The sequence below is a fragment of the Actinokineospora terrae genome (assembly GCF_900111175.1).
Lineage (GTDB): Bacteria > Actinomycetota > Actinomycetes > Mycobacteriales > Pseudonocardiaceae > Actinokineospora > Actinokineospora terrae.
Window position 1 is genome coordinate 382,059 of sequence record NZ_FOGI01000006.1, and the last position, 22,249, is coordinate 404,307.

Annotated in this window: 20 protein-coding genes and 1 riboswitch; of the genes, 15 read left to right on the forward strand and 5 right to left on the reverse strand. The window is 71.1% G+C overall.

The features are described from left to right. Positions 1 to 82 precede the first annotated feature (82 nt). Positions 83 to 1,720, forward strand: coding sequence for a penicillin-binding transpeptidase domain-containing protein (locus BMY07_RS15785; RefSeq protein ID WP_245782410.1), 1,638 nt, complete (start codon positions 83 to 85; stop codon positions 1,718 to 1,720). Here BMY07_RS15785 and BMY07_RS15790 read toward each other — a convergent pair. Together BMY07_RS15790 and BMY07_RS15795 are read right to left on the reverse strand one after the other, a co-directional pair. Next, entirely contained in the window at positions 1,717 to 3,507 is a 1,791-nt protein-coding gene (locus tag BMY07_RS15790; protein WP_143073507.1) for an ArnT family glycosyltransferase, read from the reverse strand. The genes BMY07_RS15785 and BMY07_RS15790 overlap by 4 nt on opposite strands. 703 nt (positions 3,508 to 4,210) lie before the next feature. Further along, positions 4,211 to 4,690 carry an SRPBCC family protein gene (locus BMY07_RS15795; RefSeq protein WP_092778851.1) on the reverse strand — a complete coding sequence of 160 codons (480 nt, stop codon included), beginning with the start codon at positions 4,688 to 4,690 and terminating at the stop codon, positions 4,211 to 4,213. A 55-nt stretch (positions 4,691 to 4,745) separates the two neighbouring features. Here BMY07_RS15795 and BMY07_RS15800 point away from each other — a divergent pair, with 55 nt between their 5' ends. The 7 genes from BMY07_RS15800 (at position 4,746) to BMY07_RS15830 (ending at position 11,126) form a co-directional block, all read left to right on the forward strand. Continuing rightward, positions 4,746 to 5,318, forward strand: coding sequence for a TetR/AcrR family transcriptional regulator (locus BMY07_RS15800; protein WP_245782411.1), 573 nt, complete (start codon positions 4,746 to 4,748; stop codon positions 5,316 to 5,318). Further along, complete coding sequence (locus BMY07_RS15805; RefSeq protein WP_092778853.1) at positions 5,315 to 5,593, forward strand: DUF167 domain-containing protein; 279 nt, start codon at positions 5,315 to 5,317, stop codon at positions 5,591 to 5,593. Before BMY07_RS15800 ends, BMY07_RS15805 begins: the two co-directional genes overlap by 4 nt. A gap of 85 nt (positions 5,594 to 5,678) precedes the next feature. Further along, entirely contained in the window at positions 5,679 to 7,160 is a 1,482-nt protein-coding gene (locus BMY07_RS15810) for a potassium/proton antiporter (protein WP_425426300.1), read from the forward strand. Between the two features lie 55 nt (positions 7,161 to 7,215). Then, positions 7,216 to 7,331: riboswitch (SAM riboswitch) on the forward strand. A gap of 39 nt (positions 7,332 to 7,370) precedes the next feature. Then, the gene (locus BMY07_RS15815; protein ID WP_092778856.1) at positions 7,371 to 8,726 is read left to right on the forward strand and encodes an aminotransferase class V-fold PLP-dependent enzyme; all 1,356 of its coding nucleotides are present in this window, start codon (positions 7,371 to 7,373) and stop codon (positions 8,724 to 8,726) included. Positions 8,727 to 8,769: 43 nt separating this feature from the next. Continuing rightward, a complete protein-coding gene (gene lspA, locus BMY07_RS15820) occupies positions 8,770 to 9,363 on the forward strand; it encodes a signal peptidase II (RefSeq protein ID WP_245782412.1) in 594 nt (197 codons plus the stop codon). A 41-nt stretch (positions 9,364 to 9,404) separates the two neighbouring features. Further along, a complete protein-coding gene (locus BMY07_RS15825; RefSeq protein ID WP_092779154.1) occupies positions 9,405 to 10,289 on the forward strand; it encodes an RluA family pseudouridine synthase in 885 nt (294 codons plus the stop codon). Positions 10,290 to 10,367: 78 nt separating this feature from the next. After that, positions 10,368 to 11,126: a hypothetical protein gene (locus tag BMY07_RS15830; protein ID WP_092778860.1), complete on the forward strand. Its 759-nt coding sequence runs from the start codon at positions 10,368 to 10,370 to the stop codon at positions 11,124 to 11,126. A 1-nt stretch (position 11,127) separates the two neighbouring features. On the opposite strand, the gene BMY07_RS15835 is transcribed toward BMY07_RS15830, so the two are convergent. Further along, positions 11,128 to 12,087: an AsnC family protein gene (locus BMY07_RS15835; protein WP_177215608.1), complete on the reverse strand. Its 960-nt coding sequence runs from the start codon at positions 12,085 to 12,087 to the stop codon at positions 11,128 to 11,130. A 79-nt stretch (positions 12,088 to 12,166) separates the two neighbouring features. Beyond that, on the reverse strand, positions 12,167 to 12,802 hold the full coding sequence (locus tag BMY07_RS15840) for a nucleoside/nucleotide kinase family protein (RefSeq protein ID WP_092779156.1): 636 nt from the start codon (positions 12,800 to 12,802) through the stop codon (positions 12,167 to 12,169). 128 nt (positions 12,803 to 12,930) lie between these two features. Between BMY07_RS15840 and dnaE the strand changes: the two genes are divergently transcribed. From dnaE to BMY07_RS15860, 4 genes are all read left to right on the forward strand, one after another. After that, positions 12,931 to 16,464, forward strand: a complete 3,534-nt coding sequence (gene dnaE / locus BMY07_RS15845) for a DNA polymerase III subunit alpha (RefSeq protein ID WP_092778863.1) — start codon at positions 12,931 to 12,933, stop codon at positions 16,462 to 16,464. 82 nt (positions 16,465 to 16,546) lie between these two features. Further along, positions 16,547 to 17,755 (forward strand): cytochrome P450 family protein, encoded by a 1,209-nt coding sequence (locus BMY07_RS15850; protein WP_092778864.1) that lies wholly within the window; start codon positions 16,547 to 16,549, stop codon positions 17,753 to 17,755. 152 nt (positions 17,756 to 17,907) lie between these two features. Beyond that, positions 17,908 to 18,579, forward strand: coding sequence for a hypothetical protein (locus BMY07_RS15855; RefSeq protein ID WP_143073508.1), 672 nt, complete (start codon positions 17,908 to 17,910; stop codon positions 18,577 to 18,579). Positions 18,580 to 18,625: 46 nt separating this feature from the next. After that, positions 18,626 to 19,894, forward strand: a complete 1,269-nt coding sequence (locus tag BMY07_RS15860; RefSeq protein WP_092778871.1) for an adenosylmethionine--8-amino-7-oxononanoate transaminase — start codon at positions 18,626 to 18,628, stop codon at positions 19,892 to 19,894. On the opposite strand, the gene BMY07_RS15865 is transcribed toward BMY07_RS15860, so the two are convergent. After that, positions 19,891 to 20,133, reverse strand: coding sequence for a glutaredoxin family protein (locus BMY07_RS15865; RefSeq protein ID WP_092778872.1), 243 nt, complete (start codon positions 20,131 to 20,133; stop codon positions 19,891 to 19,893). The two genes, BMY07_RS15860 and BMY07_RS15865, sit on opposite strands and share 4 nt — an antisense overlap. Before the next feature lie 59 nt (positions 20,134 to 20,192). Between BMY07_RS15865 and bioD the strand changes: the two genes are divergently transcribed. From bioD to bsaP, 3 genes are all read left to right on the forward strand, one after another. Continuing rightward, positions 20,193 to 20,909, forward strand: coding sequence for a dethiobiotin synthase (gene bioD, locus BMY07_RS15870; protein ID WP_092778873.1), 717 nt, complete (start codon positions 20,193 to 20,195; stop codon positions 20,907 to 20,909). A gap of 84 nt (positions 20,910 to 20,993) precedes the next feature. Next, positions 20,994 to 22,034 (forward strand): biotin synthase BioB, encoded by a 1,041-nt coding sequence (bioB, locus tag BMY07_RS15875; RefSeq protein ID WP_092778874.1) that lies wholly within the window; start codon positions 20,994 to 20,996, stop codon positions 22,032 to 22,034. A gap of 9 nt (positions 22,035 to 22,043) precedes the next feature. Continuing rightward, entirely contained in the window at positions 22,044 to 22,238 is a 195-nt protein-coding gene (bsaP, locus tag BMY07_RS15880; protein WP_092778875.1) for a biotin synthase auxiliary protein BsaP, read from the forward strand. The last annotated feature ends 11 nt before the right edge of the window (positions 22,239 to 22,249 follow it).

Consider the following 22,249-nt stretch of genomic DNA (forward strand, 5'->3'; position numbering starts at 1 on the left):
GGTAGCGGGAGGCCACGGCCTGGCATCGTGTGGCCGAGTCGCGTGAGAGGCACGCGACTCGGGACGCACTGGGGGTAAGGGCGTGTCGCAAGCGCGTAGGCGGGTGGTCCTGGCTGTAGGCGGGGTCGCCGTTGTCGCAATCGTCGTAGTCGCGTTATTCGTGCTGCTGCCGGGTGATCGCGCCCCAGCGCCGGACCTCGCCAGCGCGCAAGGTGGTACCGGTCAGACCACCGCCGCACAGCCCCAACTCACCCCGTCTCAGGTATCCGAGCAGTTCTTGCGCGCGTTCTCCACGCAGCAGTTCAGCGCCGCGGCCCAGTTGACCGATGACCCTGCCGCCGCGGAGTCGGTTCTTACCGCGGTCAACAGCACACTGCGACCGGACGTCGTTCTCGCTACCGCGAGCGTGTTGCCCGAGGACACAGCCGCGCAGCCCACCGCCACCTTCCAGCTCTCCTGGCAGATCGGCGGCGGCCAGACCTGGAAGTACGCCAGCTCCTTCGGCCTGGTCCGCTCCGGGCAGCGCTGGGTGGTGCGCTGGAACCCGACCCTGGTGCACCCGCGGCTGGTGCCGGGCACCAAGCTCGCCCTGATCGGCGCCGCCGGGCAGCCCACCGCCGTCGTCGACAAGGACGGCGCCCCGGTGCTGACCTGGCAGGGCAGCACCGCCAGGGCCGCCGACCCGAAGCTGGCGCCGATGCTGGTCGGGGCCATGTCCAGGTCGGTGACGCCGCAGGACGTGGCGGGCACCAGCCGGATCGCGCTGGTCGACGGCGGGGGCAAGGAGATCGAGAACCTGTTCGGCACCGTTACCCCGCCGAAGGAGCCGCTGCGCACCACGGTCAGGGTCAAGACGCAGAACGCCGCGCAGGCCGCGGTGGACTCGGTGTCGGCGCCCGCGTACCTGGTCGCGATCCAGCCGTCGACCGGCGGGATCCTGGCGGTGGCGCAGAACACGACCGCTGGGACCGCGCCCAAGGCGCTCAACGGCCTGTACCCGCCTGGGTCGACGTTCAAGGTGGTGACCGGCGCGGCCGCGCTCGGCTCGGGGAAGACGACCGCGAACACCGTGCTGCCCTGCCCGGGGTCGAAGGTGATCGGGACGCGCACCATCCGCAACGCCGACTTCGACCTCGGCGACGTGCCGCTGCACACCGCGTTCGCCAAGTCGTGCAACACCACCTTCGCGCAACTGGCCGCCGACCTGCCGCTGGACGCGCTGCCCAAGGCCGCGGCCCAGTTCGGCCTCGCCGCCGACTTCGAGATCCCCGGGCTGACCACCCAGACCGGCCGGGTCGACGCGGCGAGCGGTGTCGCGCAGCAGGCGGAGAACAGCATCGGGCAGGGCACGGTGCAGACCAGCCCGTTCGGCCTGGCGCTGATGGCGGCGACCGTGGCCAAGGGCGGGCCGGTCACGCCGCAGCTGTTCACCACGGTCAAGACGACGGTGAAGACCGGCTACAAAGGACCGTCCGGCGCGGTGATCGCGGACCTGCGCTCGATGATGCGCGAGGTCGTCACGGCCGGGCGCGGCGAGGCGCTGAAGGGGTATGGCGCGGTGCACGGCAAGACCGGCACGGCGCAGTTTGGCGACGGGTCGCAGGCGCACGGCTGGTTCGCCGGGTACCGCGACGATGTCGCGTTCGCGGTCTTGGTGGAGAACGCCGGTGCGGCGGCGCCCGCAGTAGCGGTAACGGGGAAGTTCCTCGGGGCCATCTAACCGAACGGGATGAGCAGGCCCGCCGGGGTGCCCGCCGGGTAGCGGATAAGGACGCCCTCGGCGGTGGCGGTGACCGATTCCGGGCGTAGTACGCCATTCTGGCTGGTGAAGAACTGCGCTATCTCGTCGGCAGGCTCCTCTGCGGCAGTGAGCAGTGCCTGTCGACGTGGTTGGTTGGCGGCGTCTTCGCCCGCTACCTCGGGTAGAGCTGTTACCCGTACCGGGCGCGTTTGTGACAACGCGGCCAACGTTGTGAGTAAGCGGGGGTCGGTGCGGCCCGTCCTTAGGGTCTGGTCGACCGTGATCGGCGCGGCGATCCTGGGGGAGTCGGCCACCTTGGCGCCGACCTCCGCGCGGGCCTGTCGTTCCTCTTCGGTGTCCGTGGTGCCTGCGATAGAAGGCCGATGGATCTCGACGCGGTCGTCACCCGTACCGAAGACGGCGACGGTCTGGCCTGTCGCCGCTGCTTGAGCCAGTGCGGGGCGCCGCGATAGGACCAGCCGTAGTCCGGGGGTGACCACGAGCCACGACTGGGCTGAGCAGGTGGCGGGGCAGTCGACGACGAGTCTCGCGGCCTCAGGGTCGCGGCCGCCGCGGACCAGTTCGACCCAGGTTATGCCGTCGGTGACCACAGGTGTGGTCGGCAGGTTCTCTTGCAGCCAAAGGGAAGCGTCCGCGACCGGCTCTGGGTCGACGCGGTTGGAGATGGACGCGCGCAGGCCACCTACCCATGAGGGGATCGCTGTAGCCGCTAGGACCACGCCCAGGATCACGGCCGGTATCCGCGGGGGACGGGTCGCTCGCTCGACTACGCCGGTGACCAGAAGAGCCGCCGGGGCGACCGCCAAGGCAAGAGCCGCTGTCCCGGGTCCGCCGGGGATGACGGCGACAGCGATAAGAGCGAGCACTCCGACTGCCAGGGGACGGAGGCGGTAAGAGAAGAGCGCCAGCAGAGTGGCTAAGAGGCCGGCAGCGGCCAGCAGCGGGTCTGTGGCGATCCACTCCTGGGCGCGGGGTCCTTCGGCGGCGATGAGAAGTCCAGCTAGCCCTGCCGCGAGGCCCATGCCGATGCCGGTGCCTAGGACGAAGAGGGACGCGAGCATCAGGGACAGCCGTTTGCGTCTGCGGCGCCAGATCAACCAGGCGGCGGTAACGATCAGCAACGCGGTCACCGGTGCCGTGATCACGGCGATGACAAGGAACAGGGTCGCCCACAGGTCTGGCGCGAGTCTTCGGTGCTTGCGCGGCGTCCACAGCAGGGCGATCCCGGCCAGGGCCCAGGGCATGGCGACGTTCTCGGGTCTTACGCCTAACTGGAGTCCTAGCGCCATGGGGGAGAGGGCGGCAATACCGAGCGCTATTGCCCCCGTCAGCCGCGATAACCCCATCCTGCGCGATAGCACCCACATCAGGATGGCTGTCATTACAGCGAATAGGACCATCGGCTCTCTCGCGGCGCCTAGGGCTGTTTCGTGTCTTACGAACGCCTCGGTAAGAGCCGTGTAGCCACCAGCTTGTAACCATGCCAAAGGGGACGCGTTGGCATCCAATAGCGCACCCAGCGAATCGACGGCGAACACCTGTGACACGTTCCGGCCCTCGCCCGCCTGCGCGGGGGAACCGAGCGCGCCGAGCCGCAACACGGCCGCGAGCGCCGCCACGGCCAGCACCGCGGCGGTGGTGAGGATGTCGAGGTCCAGAGCCCTGGCCCGCGCCTGCGCGGCGGTCCACACGCTCCGCACGCCCACCCGGTCGGCCGACTCCACGCTCCAGCGGTGAGAGGTCATGTGGCAGCCCGCTCGGCCGTCCCGGCGAGCACCGGGCGCGAGCCGGAACCCCCTTCGATGGCCGATCCGGCGTGACGGTCGCCCCATCGTAATCCCGTGCAAACGCAAGTGCACAGGGCAACTTTACGTGTTCGGCCCTAGGGCCTTACGAGTGATGCAGCAGCGCCCACTGCGCCATTCGGGCGCCCGCGGTCGGCCACCCGCATTCGTTCCCCATGTGCGCTTGGTTGGCCCTCGATCGGGTGAATTCCCGCTTTCCGCCGCGCTCGCCCCCAGGTCGTGCCCATCCACAACGCCGCAGTTGTCCACAGACGGTTCGCGTTTTCGCGAAACGCAACCGTGGCCCGATACACTGGCGCAGGGACGCCCCCCGGGTGGGTGGGGGCTGGGCGAGGCTCGACCCGCGCGCGGGCGCGAACCGGGGGCGGTGGGGTAAGAGGCGGTGTGGGGGTTGAGGGCGTGGGTGGGGCGTCTTGGCGATGGTGGCGCTGTCGGGTTGGGAACGGTGCGACGTGGGGCGAAGGCGTGGGCGATGTCTTGCCAGGCCGGGAACGTTGCCGGGCGAGAACGGTGCGACACAGGGCGAGGGGTGGGCGGTGGCCCTGCCGAGTCGGGACGGTGCCGGGTGGGGATGAGAGGGGGTGGCGGAAGAGAGTGGCTCGGCGTGGCGGGGGAGAGTGATCCGGCTTGGTTGGGGATGGACTCAGCGGAGGCGGCGGAGGGTTTGGACCCAGGGGGTCCAGTGGGCGGGGTGTGCGGGTGGGGTGCCTAGGGCGCGTTCGACGTTGTCCAGGAGGTCTTCCATGAGGGCGTCGTGGAGCCAGCGGAAGATCAGGGGCCAGGTGAGGTGTCCTAGGCCCTGGGGGTGGCCGTAGAGGTCGTGGCGGAGGACCGATGTCGCCGGGGTGGGGCCGGTCAACAGGGTGAGGGCGTGGCCGCCGCGGACGGGGGCGTCGGGGGTGAAGGTGAACTCGGCTCGGTGGCCGGGGATGTAGTCGGTGCAGGTGTAGTGGATGGGGCCGTGGCCGCCGGTCGCGCCGGGGGACAGGGGGCGGTCGAGGCGGAGGGCGGGCCAGTGCTCCCTCGGCCAGGTCGCGGTGTCGGGCAGGGCCAGGTCGTCGAGGAGGTGGGCGGCTTCGGCGGGGGGAGCCTGGAGCGCGCGCTGGTGGCGGTTGAAGATCATCTGCTGCGCCTTCCATACGGGACCGTATGGTTTGACCGTACGCTAACGTATGGCCGTGGTGCGCAGGACTCGGGAGGACTGGACGGCCGCGGCGTTGGCGGCGTTGGCGGAGGGCGGGTTGGCGGCTGTCGCCGTCGAGCCGCTTGCCGCGCGTGCCGGGGCGACCAAGGGCAGCGTCTACTGGCACTTCCCGACCCGCGACGCGCTGGTCGAGGCGACCCTGCTGCGCTGGGAGCACGAGCACACCGAGGCGGTGATCGCGCACGCCGAGCAGGGCGCGACGCCGGTGGAGCGGCTGCACCGGCTGATCAGCGCCGTGGTGCGCCCGGAGCGGGGGGTGGACGTGGAGCTGGCGTTGCAGTCCAGCCTCGGCGACCCGCTCGTCGCCGCGGCCGTCGCCAGGGTCGGGTCGCGGCGGATGGACTACGTGGTCACCCTCTTCACCCAACTCGGCTTCACCCGCGCCCAGGCCCGCCGCCGCGCCGCGACCGCTTACTCGATCTACCTCGGGCAGGCCCAACTCCAGCGGGCCAACCCCGCGGTCGTCCCGCGCACCCCCGCCGCCAAGCGGGCCTACGTCGCCGACGTGATGCTGATCCTCCTGGCCCAACCGGACGGTGACGGATGAGGTTCGCGGTACGCGTGAAACCGGGCGCGAAGCGGGAAATCGTCGGCGGGCGTTGGGGCGACGGGGACGCTGTCGTCGTCGCGGTCGCCGCGGCCGCGGTGGAGGGTAAGGCGAACGAGGCGGTGCGGCAGGCGCTCGCCGACGCGTTCGGGGTGCGGTCGCGGGACGTGGTGATCGTGGCGGGGGAGCGCGGCCGGGACAAGGTCGTGGAGATCGACCCGGCGCCACCGGACGCGCCCGCGGTGCTAGCACGGCTGCTCGGCGCCGGTTCGTGATCATCGCCTCACCTTCGGGTGGGTGCGCGACCGCGGCGGCTGGCAAGGGACAATGCTCGCGATACGGACGGGATCTGGAGGTGGCGTGCAGGAGCTCACCTTCGCGTTGGGGATCGGTGCGGCTGTTCTGCTGGTCGCGGTGTTCGCGGTACGCGCATCGGTCCGACTCGGGTTGCCGTCGCTCTTGCTCTACCTGGGGCTGGGCCTGGTCATCGGCGAGGCGGGGCTGGGGATCGAGTTCTCCAACGCCGAGCTGACCCAGTCCCTCGGGCTCGCGGCGCTGGTGCTCATCCTCGCCGAGGGCGGGCTCACCACGCGCTGGAGCGAGGTGAGGAGCGCGCTGCTGCCCGGGATCCTGCTGTCCACACTGGCCGTGGTGATCACCGTCCTGGTCACCGGCGCGGGGTTGCACTGGCTGCTCGGGTTCGACTGGCGGTTGGCGTTGCTGTGGGGCGCGGTGCTCGCCTCGACCGACGCCGCAGCGGTGTTCAGCGTGCTGCGCCGGTTGTCCGTGTCGCGCAAGCTGGTCGGGTCGCTGGAGTTGGAGAGCGGCATCAACGATGCCCCCAGCTACATCGCCGTCGTTGTCCTTACCTCGTCCGACGAAGTCGACTGGTTTCTCTCCCTCACCGCCGCCTACGAACTCGGTGGGGGTGCTGCGATCGGCTTGGCGCTCGGCTGGGTCGGGTCGCACGCACTGCGCCGGGCGGCCCTACCGTCGACCGGTCTCTACCCGTTGGCCACAGTCGCCGTGTGTGTGTTGGCGTTCGCTGCTGGACAGAGCCTGCACGCTTCCGGGCTGCTGGCCACATACCTGGCGGCTCTAGTCCTGGGCAACGCACGACTGCCCCACCGCTCCGACACCATCTCCTTCGCCGAAGGACTGGGCTGGCTCGCGCAGATCGGTCTGTTCGTCCTCTTGGGACTCTTCGCCTCCCCGTCCCGGCTGCTCGACGCGGTCGTGCCGGGGCTGGTCGCGGGCGCCGTGATCACGCTGATAGCCAGACCGCTGTCGGTGCTCATCTCGATGCTGCCGTTCCGGATGCCCTGGCGCGAACAGGTCTTCCTGTCCTGGGCGGGCCTGCGCGGCGCGGTGCCGATCGTGCTCGCCATGATCCCGCTGTCGCAGGGCGTGCCCGGCGCGCAACGGCTGGTGGACGCGGTGTTCGTCCTGGTCATCGTGCTCACCCTGGTGCAGGGCAGCACGCTGGGCGGGCTGGCCAGGCTGCTCGGCCTCGACAGCGGGGCGCACCCCAAGGAGGTCGAGGTCGACGCCGCCACTCTCGACGAACTCGACGCCGAACTCCTCCAGCTCACCATCCCCGTCGGGTCCAGACTGCACGGTGTCTACCTCTCCGAACTGCGGCTGCCGGAGGGCGCGACGGTCAGCCTCGTGGCCAGGGCGGGCGCCGGGTTCACGCCGGTGCCCACGACCCGCCTGCAGGAAGGCGACCAGATCCTGATCGTGGCGACCCAGCAGGCCAAGGCCGCGACCGAGCGGCGCATCCGCGCGGTCGACCGTTCGGGCCGCTACGCGCGGTGGCGGGGTGAGACCGGGGAGGGGTGATCCAGGCCTCACCCCCTCGAATGGGCGGCCGAGCGTCCGATAGAGTGCTCGACAAGGTAATGAGCGCCAGCGTCAAACCCCGGTTTGCTGGCCGGCAACCCTCCTCCGCGGTGGGGTGCCCCGGGTGAATACCTGGTCCTCCCGCGCAGTGCGGGCGGACAAGCGCGGACCCGCCGATCACCGCTCCGGGTCCCGGACCTGGAGGTCGGCATGACGCTCGCTGTTCCCACCGCCCGAGCCGAGCAGGCTCCCCTCGCACCCGCCGTGCCCGCGGTCGCCGGTGCGCGCCTCGACGTCCCGCTGGTCGACGGCAGGCAGGTGCCCTACGCCAACCTCGACCACGCCGCCAGCGCGCCGTGCCTCGACACCGTCCGCGACGCGGTCGACGAGCTGCTGCCCTGGTACGCCAGCGTGCACCGCGGCGCCGGGTTCGCCTCCCAGGTCAGCACCAAGGTCTACGAGCGGGCGCGCCGCGTGCTGCGCCGGTTCGTCGGCGCCGACGCCTCCGACACCGTGGTGTTCACCCGCAACACCACCGACAGCCTGAACCTGCTGGCCAAGGCCTTGCCCCGGGCGACGTCGGTCGTGCTGTTCGACACCGAGCACCACGCGGCGCTGCTGCCGTGGCGCGGCCCGAACGTGCACCGCGTGCAGACCCCGGCGAGCGCGGGCGACGCTGTCCTCGCGCTCGACGAGGCTCTTCGCGCCACCCCGGTCGGTCCGCGGCTGGTAGTGCTGACCGCCGCCTCTAACGTCACCGGCGAGGTCTGGCCGATCAAGGCGCTCAGCGAGGTCGCCCGCCGTCACGGTGCACGGGTAGCGCTAGACGCCGCGCAGCTCGCACCGCACCGTCCGATCGACATCCGCGCGCTCGACGTCGACTACGTGGCGCTGTCGGGCCACAAGCTCTACGCCCCGTTCGGCACCGGCGCGCTCGTCGGCCGCGCCGACTGGCTCAAGGCCACCGAGCCGTACCTGGTCGGCGGCGGCGCCACCGCCCAGGTCGTCGACTGGGGCGACCGGCTCGGTGTCGCCTGGTCCGCGGTCCCCGAGCGGCACGAGGCGGGCTCGCCCAACGTCGTCGGCGCGCACGCCCTCGCGGTCGCCTGCGACACCCTGGCCGAGAACTGGGAGGCGGTGGTCGACCACGAGCGCGCGCTGCTGCGCAAGCTGCGCGTCGGCCTGGCCACGGTCCCCGGCCTGCGGTCGCTGAGCCTGTTCGGCGACGACCACGACCGGGTCGGCGTCGTCAGCTTCACCGTCGACGGCATCGAGTCCGGCCTGGTCGCGGCCGTGCTGTCGGCCGAGCACGGCATCGGCGTGCGCGACGGCGCGTTCTGCGCGCACATCGCCACCCGCAGGCTGCTCGGCCGGGCCGGGGCGCAGGAGGAGCGCGCCGTCCGGATCAGCATCGGCCTGGGCACCAGGGCCGAGCACGTCGACCGGGTGGTCGCCGCGCTGCGCTCGCTGGTGGCCGATGGACCTGCCGTCGAGTACGCCGTCGTGGACGGTCGCTGGGCACCGGTCCAGGACCCGCGGCCGCTGCCCGCCTTCCTGGCGCAATAGCCTGCGCGCGCTCGTGGACAATGGTCCGGTGGACAATGGCCCGGTGAGCACCGAACGTGACGACGACAGTCCCGACACCCAACAGCAGGAGGGCGCGCCCGAGCAGGGTGGGCTCGGCCGCAAACGGGGGCTGATCCTGATCGTCGCCGCGGTGCTGGTCTACGCCGCCGACCTGGTCACCAAGATCATCGTCACCGCGACGCTGGAGGGCGAGGCACCGATCCGGCTGCTCGGCGGCGCCGTCTACCTGCAGCTGGTGCGCAACCCGGGCGCCGCGTTCTCCATGGCGACCGGCATGACCTGGCTGTTCACCCTGATCGCGGCCGGTGTCGTGGTCGCCATCATCTGGATCATGCCCAAGCTGCGCTCCACCGGCTGGGCACTGGGTCTCGGGCTGGTGCTGGCCGGGGCCATGGGCAACCTGACCGACCGGATCTTCCGCGCCCCCGCGGTGTTCCAGGGCCACGTGGTCGACTTCGTGTCCGTGTTCGCCCCCGACGGCGACTTCTTCCCGGTGTTCAACGTCGCCGACGCGGGCATCTCCGTGGGCGGCGTCCTGATCGTGCTGCTCGCCCTGCTCGGCCGCGACTACGACGGCACCATCACCCGCAAGCAGCGCAAGGGGGAAGACGCGTGAGCGACTCCCGAACCCTCCCGGTCCCCGACGGCCTCGACGGCATGCGGGTCGACGCCGGGCTGTCCAAGCTGCTCGGCCTGTCCCGCACCGTGGCCGCCGCGATCGCCGAGGCGGGTGACGTCCTGGTCGACGGCAGGCCCGCGGGCAAGTCCGACCGGCTGCTGGCCGGGACCTGGCTCGAGGTCACCCTGCCCGAGCCCGAGCGGCCGGTGGAGATCAAGGCCATCAAGGTCGAGGGCATGGAGATCGTCTACCAGGACGACGACGTGGTGGTGGTGGACAAGCCGGTCGGCGTCGCCGCGCACCCGAGTCCGGGGTGGAGCGGGACAACGGTGATCGGTGGCCTTGCCGCCGCCGGTATCCGGGTCTCGACCTCTGGCGCTGCCGAGCGCCAGGGAGTCGTGCACCGCCTCGACGTCGGTACGACCGGCGTGATGGTCGTCGCCAAGAGCGAGCACGCGTACACAGTCCTCAAGCGCGCGTTCAAGGAGAGGACCGTCGAGAAGCGCTACCACGCGCTGGTCCAGGGACACCCCGACCCGAGCGTGGGCACCATCGACGCCCCTATCGACCGCCACCCGCGTCACGACTACCGGTGGGCGGTCGTGGCCGATGGCAAGCCGAGCATCACGCACTACGAGACGATCGAGGCCTTCCGCGCGGCGTCCCTGATGGACGTCAGGCTGGAGACCGGTCGCACTCACCAGATCCGCGTCCACTTCTCCGCGCTGCGCCACCCGTGCGTCGGCGACCTCACCTACGGCTCGGACCCGGTGCTGGCCAAGAGGTTGGGCCTGAGCAGGCAGTGGCTGCACGCGCGCTCGCTGGGCTTCCACCACCCCGCTGACGGCTCCTGGGTGGAGTTCACCAGCGAGTACCCGCCGGACCTCGCGGGCGCGCTGGCCGTGCTGGAGGCGGACTACTGACCGTCGCACCCGGACCGGCCGCTGGACAGAACACGGACACCGGCTAACCCGGGGCACCTCCGGTGCGACGGGGCGGGTATGCGGAAGTTCGCGATCTTGCTGGCCGTCCTCGCCGCGGTGGCGGGCTGCGGGAACCTCGAGGTGTCGGTGCGCACCCCGGATGTCTTCCCGGTGTCGTTCAGCCTGACCGTGGGCGAGAACAAGGTCGAGGTCAAGAGCGAGGTGTCGCTGGTGACCCCGCTCGGCGAGGTGGCCATCGGCCTGCAGTTCACCGAGCCGCTGCGGCCCGACACCACCCGGGTCGTGTTCCGCGACTACCGCAGGGGAACCGACCAGGGCTTCGACCTGCGCACCGCGGGCGACGAGTTCCACGCGGTGCTGGAGGGCAGGGCGCCGCTGACCGCCAGGCCGCACGAGTTCACCATCGACATCACCAACGCGACCCTGTCGGAGGTGGGGTTCCGGCAGACCGAGGCGTCGCGCGAGCTCGCGAACAGCTGGTGGGCCAACACCTTCTACCACCCGTTCGACGGGTTCCGGCTGGTCTACGACGACTCCGTGATCGGCTCCACGCCGCCGCTGGGGTTCCTCGTGTTCGTGCTGCGGCTGCTCCTGGCGATCCTGGTCGGGATCCTGGAGCTCTACCCGTCCGCGGTGTTTCTGATCGGGTGGCTGGTCTCGTTGGTCGCGGGCAACGCCGGGGGCAACGCCGCGAGTGGGCTCGTGGTGCTGGCCACTCTTGTCGCGATCGGAGCGCTTCTTACCGCGCGCGGTAAGAAGAAGACCGCGGTCAGGAAACAGCGGTGGGCCGAGTGGGAGCGGCGCAACGTCTGGTGAGCTACTCCACCGACCAGGTCAGCGTCAGCGCTTCCTCGTCGGGGCGCGGGCTCCAGCGCACCGAGGTGATCACCGTCGGCTCCGGCACCACGTACACCGTGTGCCCGCTGGCGATCTCGCCCGGCTGCACCCCGATCCGGTGCGGCGGCCGCGACGACAGCGACACCGGCGCCTTGGAGATCGACTGGCCGTCCGGGCTGACCAGCACCAGGTACAGGTCCGGCAGGGTGGCGAACGGGGTGGTCCCCCGGTTGGTCAGCTCGGTGTGCACCACGATCGAGCGCTCGCCGGGCTGCAACCGGTAGCCCGCCGCGGTGAACAGGTAGTCGGCCGGGTCGACGACCTCGACCAGCTGGATGGCCAGCCGCTCGCCCTCCAGGCCGGAGGTCTCCAGGACCGCGCCGACCTTGCCCTGGCGCGGCGTGCGCACCGCGGGCTGGGTGCGGTCCATCGGGCCGCCGCCGGCACTCGGCGGCTGGTCGCCGCGCGCCCAGCTGGAGCTCTGCGGCGGCCCCCAGGTGCTGATCGGCTCGCTGACCGCGGGGAACGGCTGGCTCGGCGGACCGGTCGGCACCGGGAACGGGGTGCTCGGCGGTCCGGTCCGGACCGGACCGCTGTGCGGCTGCTGGTAGTTCTGCCCGAACGGGTCCGGCTGCGGGACGTACTGCTGGACCGGCTGCTGCATGACCGGCTGCGGGTAGGGCTGCTGGTAGCCGGGCTGCTGCTGGGGCGGCGGGTAGCCCATCGGCGCCGACATCCGCGCGAGCGCCGCGCGCAGGCCGTTGGGGTCGCACTCCACGCCGACCAGCAGGGGCAGCCCCGAGCCGGAGAGCGCGACCAGCCGGGCCGCCGCCTCCCTGGGGTCCATGCCAAGCCGCGCGGCCACCTCGTGCACCGCGGCCCTGCCCATCTCGGCAACCACACCGAGCAGGCGGGCGTCAACCGGATCCGTCACGCCCACGGACGCTACCCGGTCGCCCCACGGCCCGCCCCGGAAGCCGTGGGCCGACACGTGATCTTGGCCCTCGGTGATCATCCGCTCACACCGGGCGTTCGTCGAGCACCGCGGGGTGGCGTGGGTCGTCCACCCGGACGCCCAGGTCCGCGGTGTGCAGCGGCCGCACCTCGGCGTCGTAGCGGGCGAACGCGGGCAGCGCCCAGTGCTCGGCCGCGGGCAGCCGCCTGACCAGCGCGGGCGCCGACAGCCACAGGTGCGCCGACACCTCGTGCGGCAGGCCCCTGCCCAACAACAACTCGCCGTCGAGCAGCAGTACGCCACCCGGGGGCAGGTCGACGTATTCGGCTCGGGTAGCCCTATCCGTCGCCGCGTTCCACAACGAGGGGAGGACCTTGCCCGTGCCTGTCTCCGCTAGAGGCGAGAGGACCTCGCGTCGCAGACCGCCCTCATCGAGCCAGGTTTCGTACCGCGCGTCCGGGTCCTGCTTGCCGCGTTCAAACCGCAACGAGGCAGGGCGGAGGAAGTCCACCGCGGACACCCGCAGCACGGGCCGACCCAGCACCCGCAGCCGCTCGGCGACGGCGTCGGCCAGCTCGGCGGGCGCGGTGGGCGGGGCGCCGTCGACCAGCACCCTGACCCGGCCGCCACCGGTCCGGGTGTGGACCATCGCGGTCAGCTCATCGATCACCACGTCGGGTGACACCGGGCGCAGGCGCATGGTCACACTCTGTCCCCTCCGCCGCCCGCCCGTCATCCGATTCCCGCTTTCCCAGTCGTACCAACGACTTCCGGCGCGTCGCACACCCAATGCGGGACGATCGCGGCCCGGGTCGCTAGGGTGACCGGGTGGCTGACTCCTTCGCTCACCTTCACGTGCACACCGAGTACTCGATGCTCGACGGAGCGGCCAAGCTCAAGGACATGTTCGCCGAGTGCGAGCGGCTCGGCATGGAGTCGGTGGCGATCACCGACCACGGGCACACCAACGGCATCTACGACTTCTTCCGGCAGGCGAAGGGCGCGGGCATCAAGCCCATCCTCGGCATCGAGGCCTACATCGCGCCCGCCTCGCGGTTCAGCAAGGACCGGGTGCGCTGGGGTGACCCCGGTCAGAAGAGCGACGACGTCTCGGCGTCCGGCGCCTACCTGCACCAGACGATCTGGGCGCGCAACGACACCGGCCTGCGCAACCTGATGAAGCTCTCCAGCCTGGCCTCCATGGAGGGCCAGCTCGGCAAGTGGCCCCGGATGGACCAGGAGCTGATCGCGGCGCACTCCGAGGGCCTGATGGCCACCACCGGCTGCCCCTCCGGCGACGTGCAGACCCGGCTGCGCCTCGGCCAGGAGAAGGAGGCCATGGAGGCGGCGGCCACCTGGCAGGAGATCTACGGCAAGGAGTACTTCTCCGTCGAGCTGATGGACCACGGCCTGGAGATCGAGAACCGGGTCCGCAGCGGGCTGGTCGAGATCGGCCGCAAGCTCGACATCCCGTTCGTGGTCACCAACGACTCGCACTACACCTACAAGTCCGACAGCGACTCCCACGACGCGCTGCTGTGCGTGCAGACCGGCAAGACGCTGCAGGACCCGACCCGGTTCAAGTTCGACGGCGACGGCTACTACCTGAAGTCGCCCGACGAGATGCGCGCGGTCGACCAGTCCGACCCGTGGCAGGAGGGCTGCCGCAACACGCTGCTGGTGGCCGAGAAGGTCGACATCGCGGGCATGTTCGAGTTCCGCAACCTGATGCCGCGCTTCCCGATCCCGGACGGCAAGTCCGAGGACGAGTACTTCCGCGAGCAGGTGTGGGAGGGGATGCGCAGGCGCTTCCCCGAGGGCGTCGACGACGTGCACGCCAAGCAGGTCGAGTTCGAGATCGGCGTCATCCTGCAGATGGGCTTCCCGGCCTACTTCCTGGTGGTCGCCGACCTGATCCAGTGGGCGAAGAACAACGGCATCCGGGTCGGCCCCGGCCGCGGCTCGGCCGCGGGCGCGCTGATCGCCTACGCCATGGGCATCACCGACCTCGACCCGCTGGCGCACGGGCTGATCTTCGAGCGGTTCCTCAACCCGGACCGGGTCAGCCCCCCCGACATCGACATCGACTTCGACGAGCGCCGCCGCGGCGACGTCATCCGCTACACCACCGAGAAGTGGGGCGCCGACAAGGTCGCCCAGGTGATCACCTTCGGCACCATCAAGGCCAAGGCGGCGATCAAGGACTCCGCGCGGGTGCTCTACGGCCAGCCCGGCTACGCCATCGCCGACAAGATCTCCAAGGCCTACCCGCCCGCGGTCATGGCCAAGGACATCCCGCTCAACGGCCTGTTCGACCCCAGCCACAAGCGCTACGCCGAGGCCACCGAGATCCGCGAGCTCTACAACAGCGACCCGCAGGTCAAGGAGATCATCGACACCGGCCGCGGCCTGGAGGGCCTGATCCGCAACGCCGGGGTGCACGCCTGCGCGGTGATCCTGTCGGCCGAGCCGCTGATGGACACCATCCCGCTGTGGAAGCGGCCGCAGGACGGGTCGATCATCACCCAGTTCGACTACCCGACCTGCGAGTCGCTGGGCCTGCTGAAGATGGACTTCCTCGGCCTGCGCAACCTGACGGTGATCGACGACGCGCTGCGCAACATCGAGCGCAACGGCAAGCCGGTGCCCGACCTGGAGACGCTGGGCCTCGACGACAAGAACACCTACGAGCTGCTCTCCCGCGGCGACACCCTCGGGGTGTTCCAGCTCGACGGCGGCCCCATGCGCGACCTGCTGCGGCTGATGCGCCCCGACAACTTCGAGGACATCTCGGCGGTCGGCGCGCTCTACCGGCCGGGCCCGATGGGTGCCAAGTCGCACACCAACTACGCGCTGCGCAAGAACAAGCAGCAGGAGATCACCCCGATCCACCCGTCGCTGGCCGAGGCGCTCGAAGACATCCTCGGCACGACCTACGGCCTGATCGTGTACCAGGAGCAGGTCATGGCCATCGCGCAGAAGCTGGCGGGCTACACGCTCGGCCAGGCGGACCTGCTGCGCCGGGCCATGGGCAAGAAGAAGAAAGAGGTCCTGGACGCGGAGTTCGTCAACTTCTCCGGCGGTATGGAGAAGAACGGTTATCCGAAGGACGCGATCAAGACCCTCTGGGACATCCTCGTCCCGTTCGCCGACTACGCCTTCAACAAGGCGCACTCCGCCGCGTACGGGCTGGTGTCCTACTGGACGGCCTACCTCAAGGCGAACTACCCGGCCGAGTACATGGCCGGTCTGCTCACCAGCGTCCGCGACGACAAGGACAAGGCCGCGGTCTACCTGTCGGAGTGCCGCCGGATGGGCATCACGGTGCTGCCGCCGGACGTCAACGAGTCGGAGAAGGAGTTCGCCCCGGTCGGCGACGACATCCGCTTCGGCCTCGGCGCGATCCGCAACGTCGGCGCCAACGTGGTCGACTCGATCATCAAGGCGCGCACCGAGAAGGGCGAGTTCGCCGACTTCTCCGACTACCTGCGCAAGGTCGACGCGTCGGGCTGCAACAAGAAGGTCGTCGAGTCGCTGGTCAAGGCGGGCGCGTTCGACTCGCTCAAGCACCCGCGCAAGGGCCTGTTCCTCATCCACACCGACGCCATCGACGCCATCATGGAGACCAAGAAGGCGGAGGCTGTCGGCCAGTTCGACCTGTTCGGCGCGGCGGGCGGGGCCGACGAGAGCGTCTCCAGCGTGTTCGACGTGAGGGTGCCCGACGACGTGTGGGAGACCAAGCACCAGTTGGCGCTGGAACGGGAGATGCTCGGCCTCTACGTCTCCGGCCACCCGCTCAACGGCGTCGAGCACATCCTGACCTCGCAGTCCGACACCTCCATCGCCGCCATCCTGGAGGGCAACATCCCCGACGGCACCCAGGTGGTCATCGGCGGCATCCTCGCCTCGGTGAACCGCAGGGTGAACCGCAACGGCGAGTCGTGGGCCTCGGCGCAGCTGGAGGACCTGGCCGGTGGCATCGAGGCGCTGTTCTTCCCCAAGACCTACGCGGTGATCGGCATGGGCGTGCTGGAGGACGCGATCGTGCTGGTCAAGGCCAGGGTCGCCAAGCGCGAGGACCGGATCTCGCTGATCGCCAACGACCTCGCGGTGCCGGACCTGTCCAACGCCGCGGGCGCGCCGTTCCGGCTGAGCATGGCGGCGACCAAGTGCACCCCGCCGCTGGTCGCCCAGCTCAAGGACGTGCTCGGCGCGCACCCCGGCACCACCGAGGTGCACCTCAAGCTGATCAACGGCCCCCGGCAGACCCTGCTGCGGCTCGACGACGCGCTGCGGGTCAGCCCGTCGCCGTCGCTGATGGGCGACCTGAAGGCGTTGCTCGGCCCCGGTTGCCTTTCCTGATCCGCCGCCCCCGACTCGCTTTCCTGACTCCCGGTGTGATCGCGGGTACGGTGGGTGGTGGACGCGCACCTAGGGGGGAACCGTGACTGTCGAGGACGAGGTGGTCCGCATCGGCGCGGACTTCTTCCAGGACCCGCACCGGCTCTACGCCGACCTGCGCCGCACCGGCCCGGTCCGGCCGGTCGTGCTACCGCGCGGTGTGCGGGGCTGGCTGGTCACCCGGTACGCCGACGCCAAGGCGGTGCTGTCGGACCCCAGGGTCAGCAAGGACTACGTCCGGGCCGGCGCGCTGCTGGAGATCAACCGCGAGCCGGGCAGCCCGCGCCCGGAGTTCGGCCAGGAACTCCAGGCGCACATGCTCAACATGGACCCGCCCGACCACACGCGGCTGCGCAAGCTGGTCAACAAGGCGTTCACCGTGCGCGGGGTCAGCCACCTGCGGCCCAGGGTCGAGCGGATCACCTCGGACCTGCTCGACGCCCTCGACGGCCTGGACGAGGTCGACCTCATCCCCGCGCTCGCCTTCCCGGTCCCGATGACGGTGATCTGCGAACTCCTCGGCGTCCCCGAGTCCGACCGCGAGGCCTTCCACGGCTGGACGAGCACCCTGCTGTCCACCGCGTCCACCGCCACGGAGATCACCGAGGCCGGGGTCGCGGCGGGCGGGTACGTGATGGAGCTGATCGAGTCCAAGCGCTCCACGCCGGGCGAGGACCTGCTGACCGCGTTGGTCGAGGCCCGCTCCGACGGCGACCGGCTCAGCGAGAACGAACTGCTGTCGATGGCGTTCCTGCTGCTGCTCGCGGGCCACGAGACAACGGTCAACCTCATTGCGAACGGGGTGCTGTCGTTGCTGCAATCCCCCGCACAGGCAGCCGCGTTGCGCGCGAACCCGGCTCTGTTGCCGCGCGCGGTGGAAGAACTGCTCCGCTTCGAAAGCCCGGTCAACACGGCGACGATGCGCTACACGACCGAACCCATAGTGGTGGCAGGAGTGGAGATCCCGGCCGACGAGTTCGTGGTGGTCGCCCTCAGCTCAGCCAACCGGGACGACACCGCCTTCCCCGACCCGGACGTCCTCGACATCGAACGCGACCTCAACACCCACCTCGCCTTCGGCCACGGCATCCACTACTGCGTCGGCGCCCCCCTGGCCCGGATGGAGGGCGAGGTGGCCATCGGCGCCCTGCTGGCCCGGTTCCCCGATCTCGCCCTGACCTCGACCCCGTTGACGTGGCGCGAAAGCACCATCGTCCGATCGCTGCACACCCTCCCCGTCAGGCTGCGTTAGGCCGGCGCGCTTGAGGGCTTTCGCGGATCACGCCAGTTCGGTGGCGTCAAACGCCAAGGGGTTGACATTCGTCCTCAATACCGCGTTTTGCGAGTCCGGTTGGGTACCGTGACCGGGTGCGGGGGCGAGATGAGCAGGTGGCAGGTGGGGTAGTGGGTGCCCGGCTTCGGCGGGTGCGGCCGCACCTCGGCCTGGTCGTCGCCGTGGGTCCGGTGATCGGAGGGGTGCTCACCGCAGTGGGCGGCTGGTTGCCGGGACTCGTGGTCCCCGCTGTCCTACTTGGACTGGGCGCCTGGTACTTCCGCAGCCGCCGGTTCCGGCCGCGCCGGTGGCCGGTCGCCGGGGCGGTTCTCGGTGCTGCCGGCGGTTCCTACCTGGGTGCCATCAGCCCGTGGCTCTCGCCCGCCGCTGTCCTCTTCGGACTGGGTGGCTGGGTGGTCGCTCGCCGGGCGCGCGAGAGCGTGCTCGAGCCGTACACACCCGAACTGGCCGACTCGCCGGTCGAGGTGCCGTGGCAGGCGCGCGGGGCGAAGGGGCTCGAACTGCTCGTCGCCCACGACCGGATCACGCTGTCCGGCGGGCGGGGGCCGTTCCGGCTGGTGCGGCCGATGGTGGCGTTGAGCGGCGTGGGGACCGTCGAACAGGTGATGGTGGCCCGCCGGGCGACGCTGCCGGTGCCCGGTGTGGGAGAGCTGCGCGTCACGGTGACGCCGGGGCCCGCGGTGCGGATCACGGTGCCGCCGGGGGAGTGGATCGTCCCGACCGACCACGGCCGGGAGATCGCCCGCCTGGTCGCCCGCCGCAAGGAACTCGCAGGTATCTAGCGGGGGTGGTTGGCAGGAGGAATCGGCCATTCCTTAGCCTGCGGCCATGACTCGGGATGAGTTGGTCGCCCTTGATCGCGCGCACGTGTGGCACCCGTACGGGCCGATGCCCGGGACCCAGGAGCCCCTGGTCGTCGAGTCGGCGCAGGGGGTTCGGCTGAGGTTGGCCGGTGGCGGCGAGCTGGTCGACGGCATGTCGTCGTGGTGGGCGGCGATCCACGGCTACCGGAACCCGGTGCTCGACGCGGCGGTCACCGACCAGCTCGGCCGGATGAGCCACGTCATGTTCGGCGGTCTCACCCACGAGCCCGCCGTGCGCCTGGCCGCCCGGCTGGTGGAGATCACCCCGGAGCCGCTGCGGCACGTGTTCCTCTGCGACTCCGGCTCGGTCGGTGTCGAGGTGGCCATCAAGATGGCGTTGCAGCACTGGCGGTCGCTGGGCGACACCCGCAAGACCAAGCTGCTGACCTGGCGCGGCGGCTACCACGGCGACACGTTCAACCCGATGAGCGTGTGCGATCCGGACGGCGGCATGCACAGCCTGTGGCGCGGTGTCCTGCCCGAGCAGGTCTTCGCCGACGAACCGCCCGCCGAGTTCGACCACGACTACGTCGCCCACCTCGCCGACCTGATCGAGACCCACGCCGACGACTTGGCCGCTGTCATCGTCGAGCCGGTCGTGCAGGGCGCGGGCGGCATGCGCTTCCACGACCCCCGCTACCTGCACGTGCTGCGCGAGCTGACCCTCGCCAACGACGTCCTGCTGATCTTCGACGAGATCGCCACCGGCTTCGGCCGCACCGGCGAGCTGTTCGCCGCCGACCACGCGGGCATCAGCCCCGACATCCTGTGCCTCGGCAAGGCGCTGACCGGCGGCTACCTCAGCATGGCGGCGACGCTGTGCACCGAACGCGTCGCCGACGCCATCTCCCGGGGCGAGGTCCCCGTCCTCGCCCACGGCCCCACCTTCATGGGCAACCCGCTCGCCTCGGCGGTGGCCCTCGCCTCCATCGACCTGCTCCTGGCAGGTGACTGGCGTGGCACCGTGCGGCGCGTCGAGGCCGAACTGACCCAGGGCCTGGCCCCGGCCAGGGACCTCCCCGGCGTCCGGGACGTCCGCGTCCTCGGTGCCATCGGCGTCGTCCAGCTCGATCACCCGGTGGACATGGCCGCCGCCACCAAGGCCGCCGTCGCCGCGGGCGTGTGGCTGCGCCCGTTCCGGGACCTCGTCTACACGATGCCGCCCTACATCAGCACCTCCGACGACATCGCCACGATCACCGCGGGTGTCGTCGCCGCGGCGGCAGCGGGCTAGCCGAGGGCGGTGGCCAGTTCGGCGTCGGTCGGTTCGACGAGCACGCCGCCGCCCGGGAGGAGCAGGACCGGGATGGTGCGGCGGCCTTCGGCGAGAGCCACGGCGATGTCGCGGGACTCGGGGTCGTTCTCGACGTCGATCTCGGTGAAGGGGATCGCGTTGGTGGTGAGCCAGGACTTGGCGCGGCGGCAGTCGCCGCACCACCCGGCGCTGTAGAGCACGACGGTATCGGTGGTCACACCCGACCCTAACCCGGCCGCGGCGTCGCGGAAGTTATCAACCGCTAACCTGTGTGCCCGTGAGTGTCCTCGTGATCACCGGGACCGGCACCGGCGTCGGCAAGACCGTCGTCACCGCCGGGATCGCCGCGCTGGCCGCGGCCAACGGCCAGCGGGTGGCCGTGCTCAAACCGGCGCAGACCGGTGTCACCGCGACCGAGCCGGGTGACGTCGACGAGGTCAGGGCCCGGGTCCCGGGGGTGACCACCGGGGAGCTGCGCCGCTTCCCCGACCCGCTGGCCCCCGACACCGCGGCCCGCCGGGTCGGCATGCCGCCGGTGCGCCCGTCCGAGGTCGCCGCCGCGGCCGTCGAACTGGACCGCGACCACGACCTGGTGCTCGTCGAGGGCGCGGGCGGTCTGCTGGTGCGCTTCGACCCGGACGGCGGCACCCTCGCCGACGTGGCGTGGGCCCTGGGCGCGCCGGTCGTGGTGGTCGCGGAGGCCGGTCTCGGCACCCTCAACGCCACCGCGCTGACCGCCGAGGCCCTGCGCCGCCGGGGTGTCGTCTTCTGCGGCGTCGTCATCGGCTCCTGGCCCGGCACGCCGGACCTCGCCACCCGGTGCAACGTGGAGGACCTGCCCGTCGTCGCGGGCGCCCCGCTGCTCGGCGCGGTCCCCGCGGGTGCCGCCGCGCTCGACCCGGCCGCGTTCACGCGGGTCGCGCGGGCCGCGCTGGCCCCCGTGCTCGGCGGCACCTTCGACGCCAAGGACTTCGCCGACACGCACCCCGCGTGACATTCATCGCTCATCCAGGCCAGGGCGATGCGGCAGACTGACGCACTGACCCCAACCTGGGCCAACCCCCCGAGGAGGACCCCTGTGACCGCCGCCGCCGACGAGCGCACCCACGACAGCGCGCCCGCAGATGACGTGCTGGCCGTCGCCCGCGAGCAGGTGCTCGAGCGCGGGGTCGGCCTCACCGAGCAGCAGGTGCTCGAGGTCCTCCGGCTCGCCGACGACCGACTCGACGACCTGCTCGCCCTCGCGCACGAGGTCCGGATGCGCTGGTGCGGCCCCGAGGTCGAGGTCGAGGGCATCATCAGCCTCAAGACCGGCGGCTGCCCGGAGGACTGCCACTTCTGCTCGCAGTCCGGCCGCTTCCCCACCCCGGTCCGCTCCGCCTGGCTCGACATCCCCGGCCTGGTCGAGGCCGCCAGGCAGACCGCGCTCACCGGCGCCACCGAGTTCTGCATCGTCGCCGCCGTGCGCGGCCCCGACGCCCGGCTGCTCTCCCAGGTCCGCGACGGCATCAAGGCCATCCGCGAGTCCGGCAACGACATCCAGATCGCCTGCTCGCTGGGCATGCTCACCCAGGAGCAGGTCGACGAGCTGGTCGCGATGGGCGTGCACCGCTACAACCACAACCTGGAGACGGCCCGCTCGCACTTCCCGAACGTGGTCACCACGCACTCCTGGGAGGAGCGCTGGGACACCCTGCGGATGGTCCGCGAGGCGGGCATGGAGGTCTGCAGCGGCGGCATCCTCGGCATGGGCGAGACCGCCGAGCAGCGCGCCGAGTTCGCCGTGCAGCTCGCGGAACTGGACCCGCACGAGGTCCCGATGAACTTCCTCATCCCGCAGCCGGGCACCCCGTACGAGGCCTACGAGCCGATCGAGGGCCGCGAGGCGCTCAAGCTGGTCGGCGCGTTCCGGCTCGCCCTGCCGCGCACCATGCTGCGCTTCGCGGGCGGCCGCGAGCTGACCCTGGGCGACCTCGGCGCCGAGAAGGGCATGCTCGGCGGGGTCAACGCGATCATCGTCGGCAACTACCTGACCAACCTCGGCCGCCCGGCCCAGCGCGACCTGGACATGCTGGCCGACCTGAAGATGCCGATCAAGGCACTCAGCGACACGCTCTAGGAGCCACCCGTGTACTGCGTGCACTGCGGCCGACCCGACGCCGAGGGCGAGCACCCCGGCTGCCGCGGTCCGCGCGCCGCGTTGGAGCCGCCGCGCTTCTGCCCCGACTGCGCCCGCCGGATGGTGGTCCAGGTGACCCCGGTCGGCTGGTCCGCGCGGTGCAGCAGGCACGGTGACACGACCAGCGCGGCGCGGACGGGCTAGTCTCGCGGGCG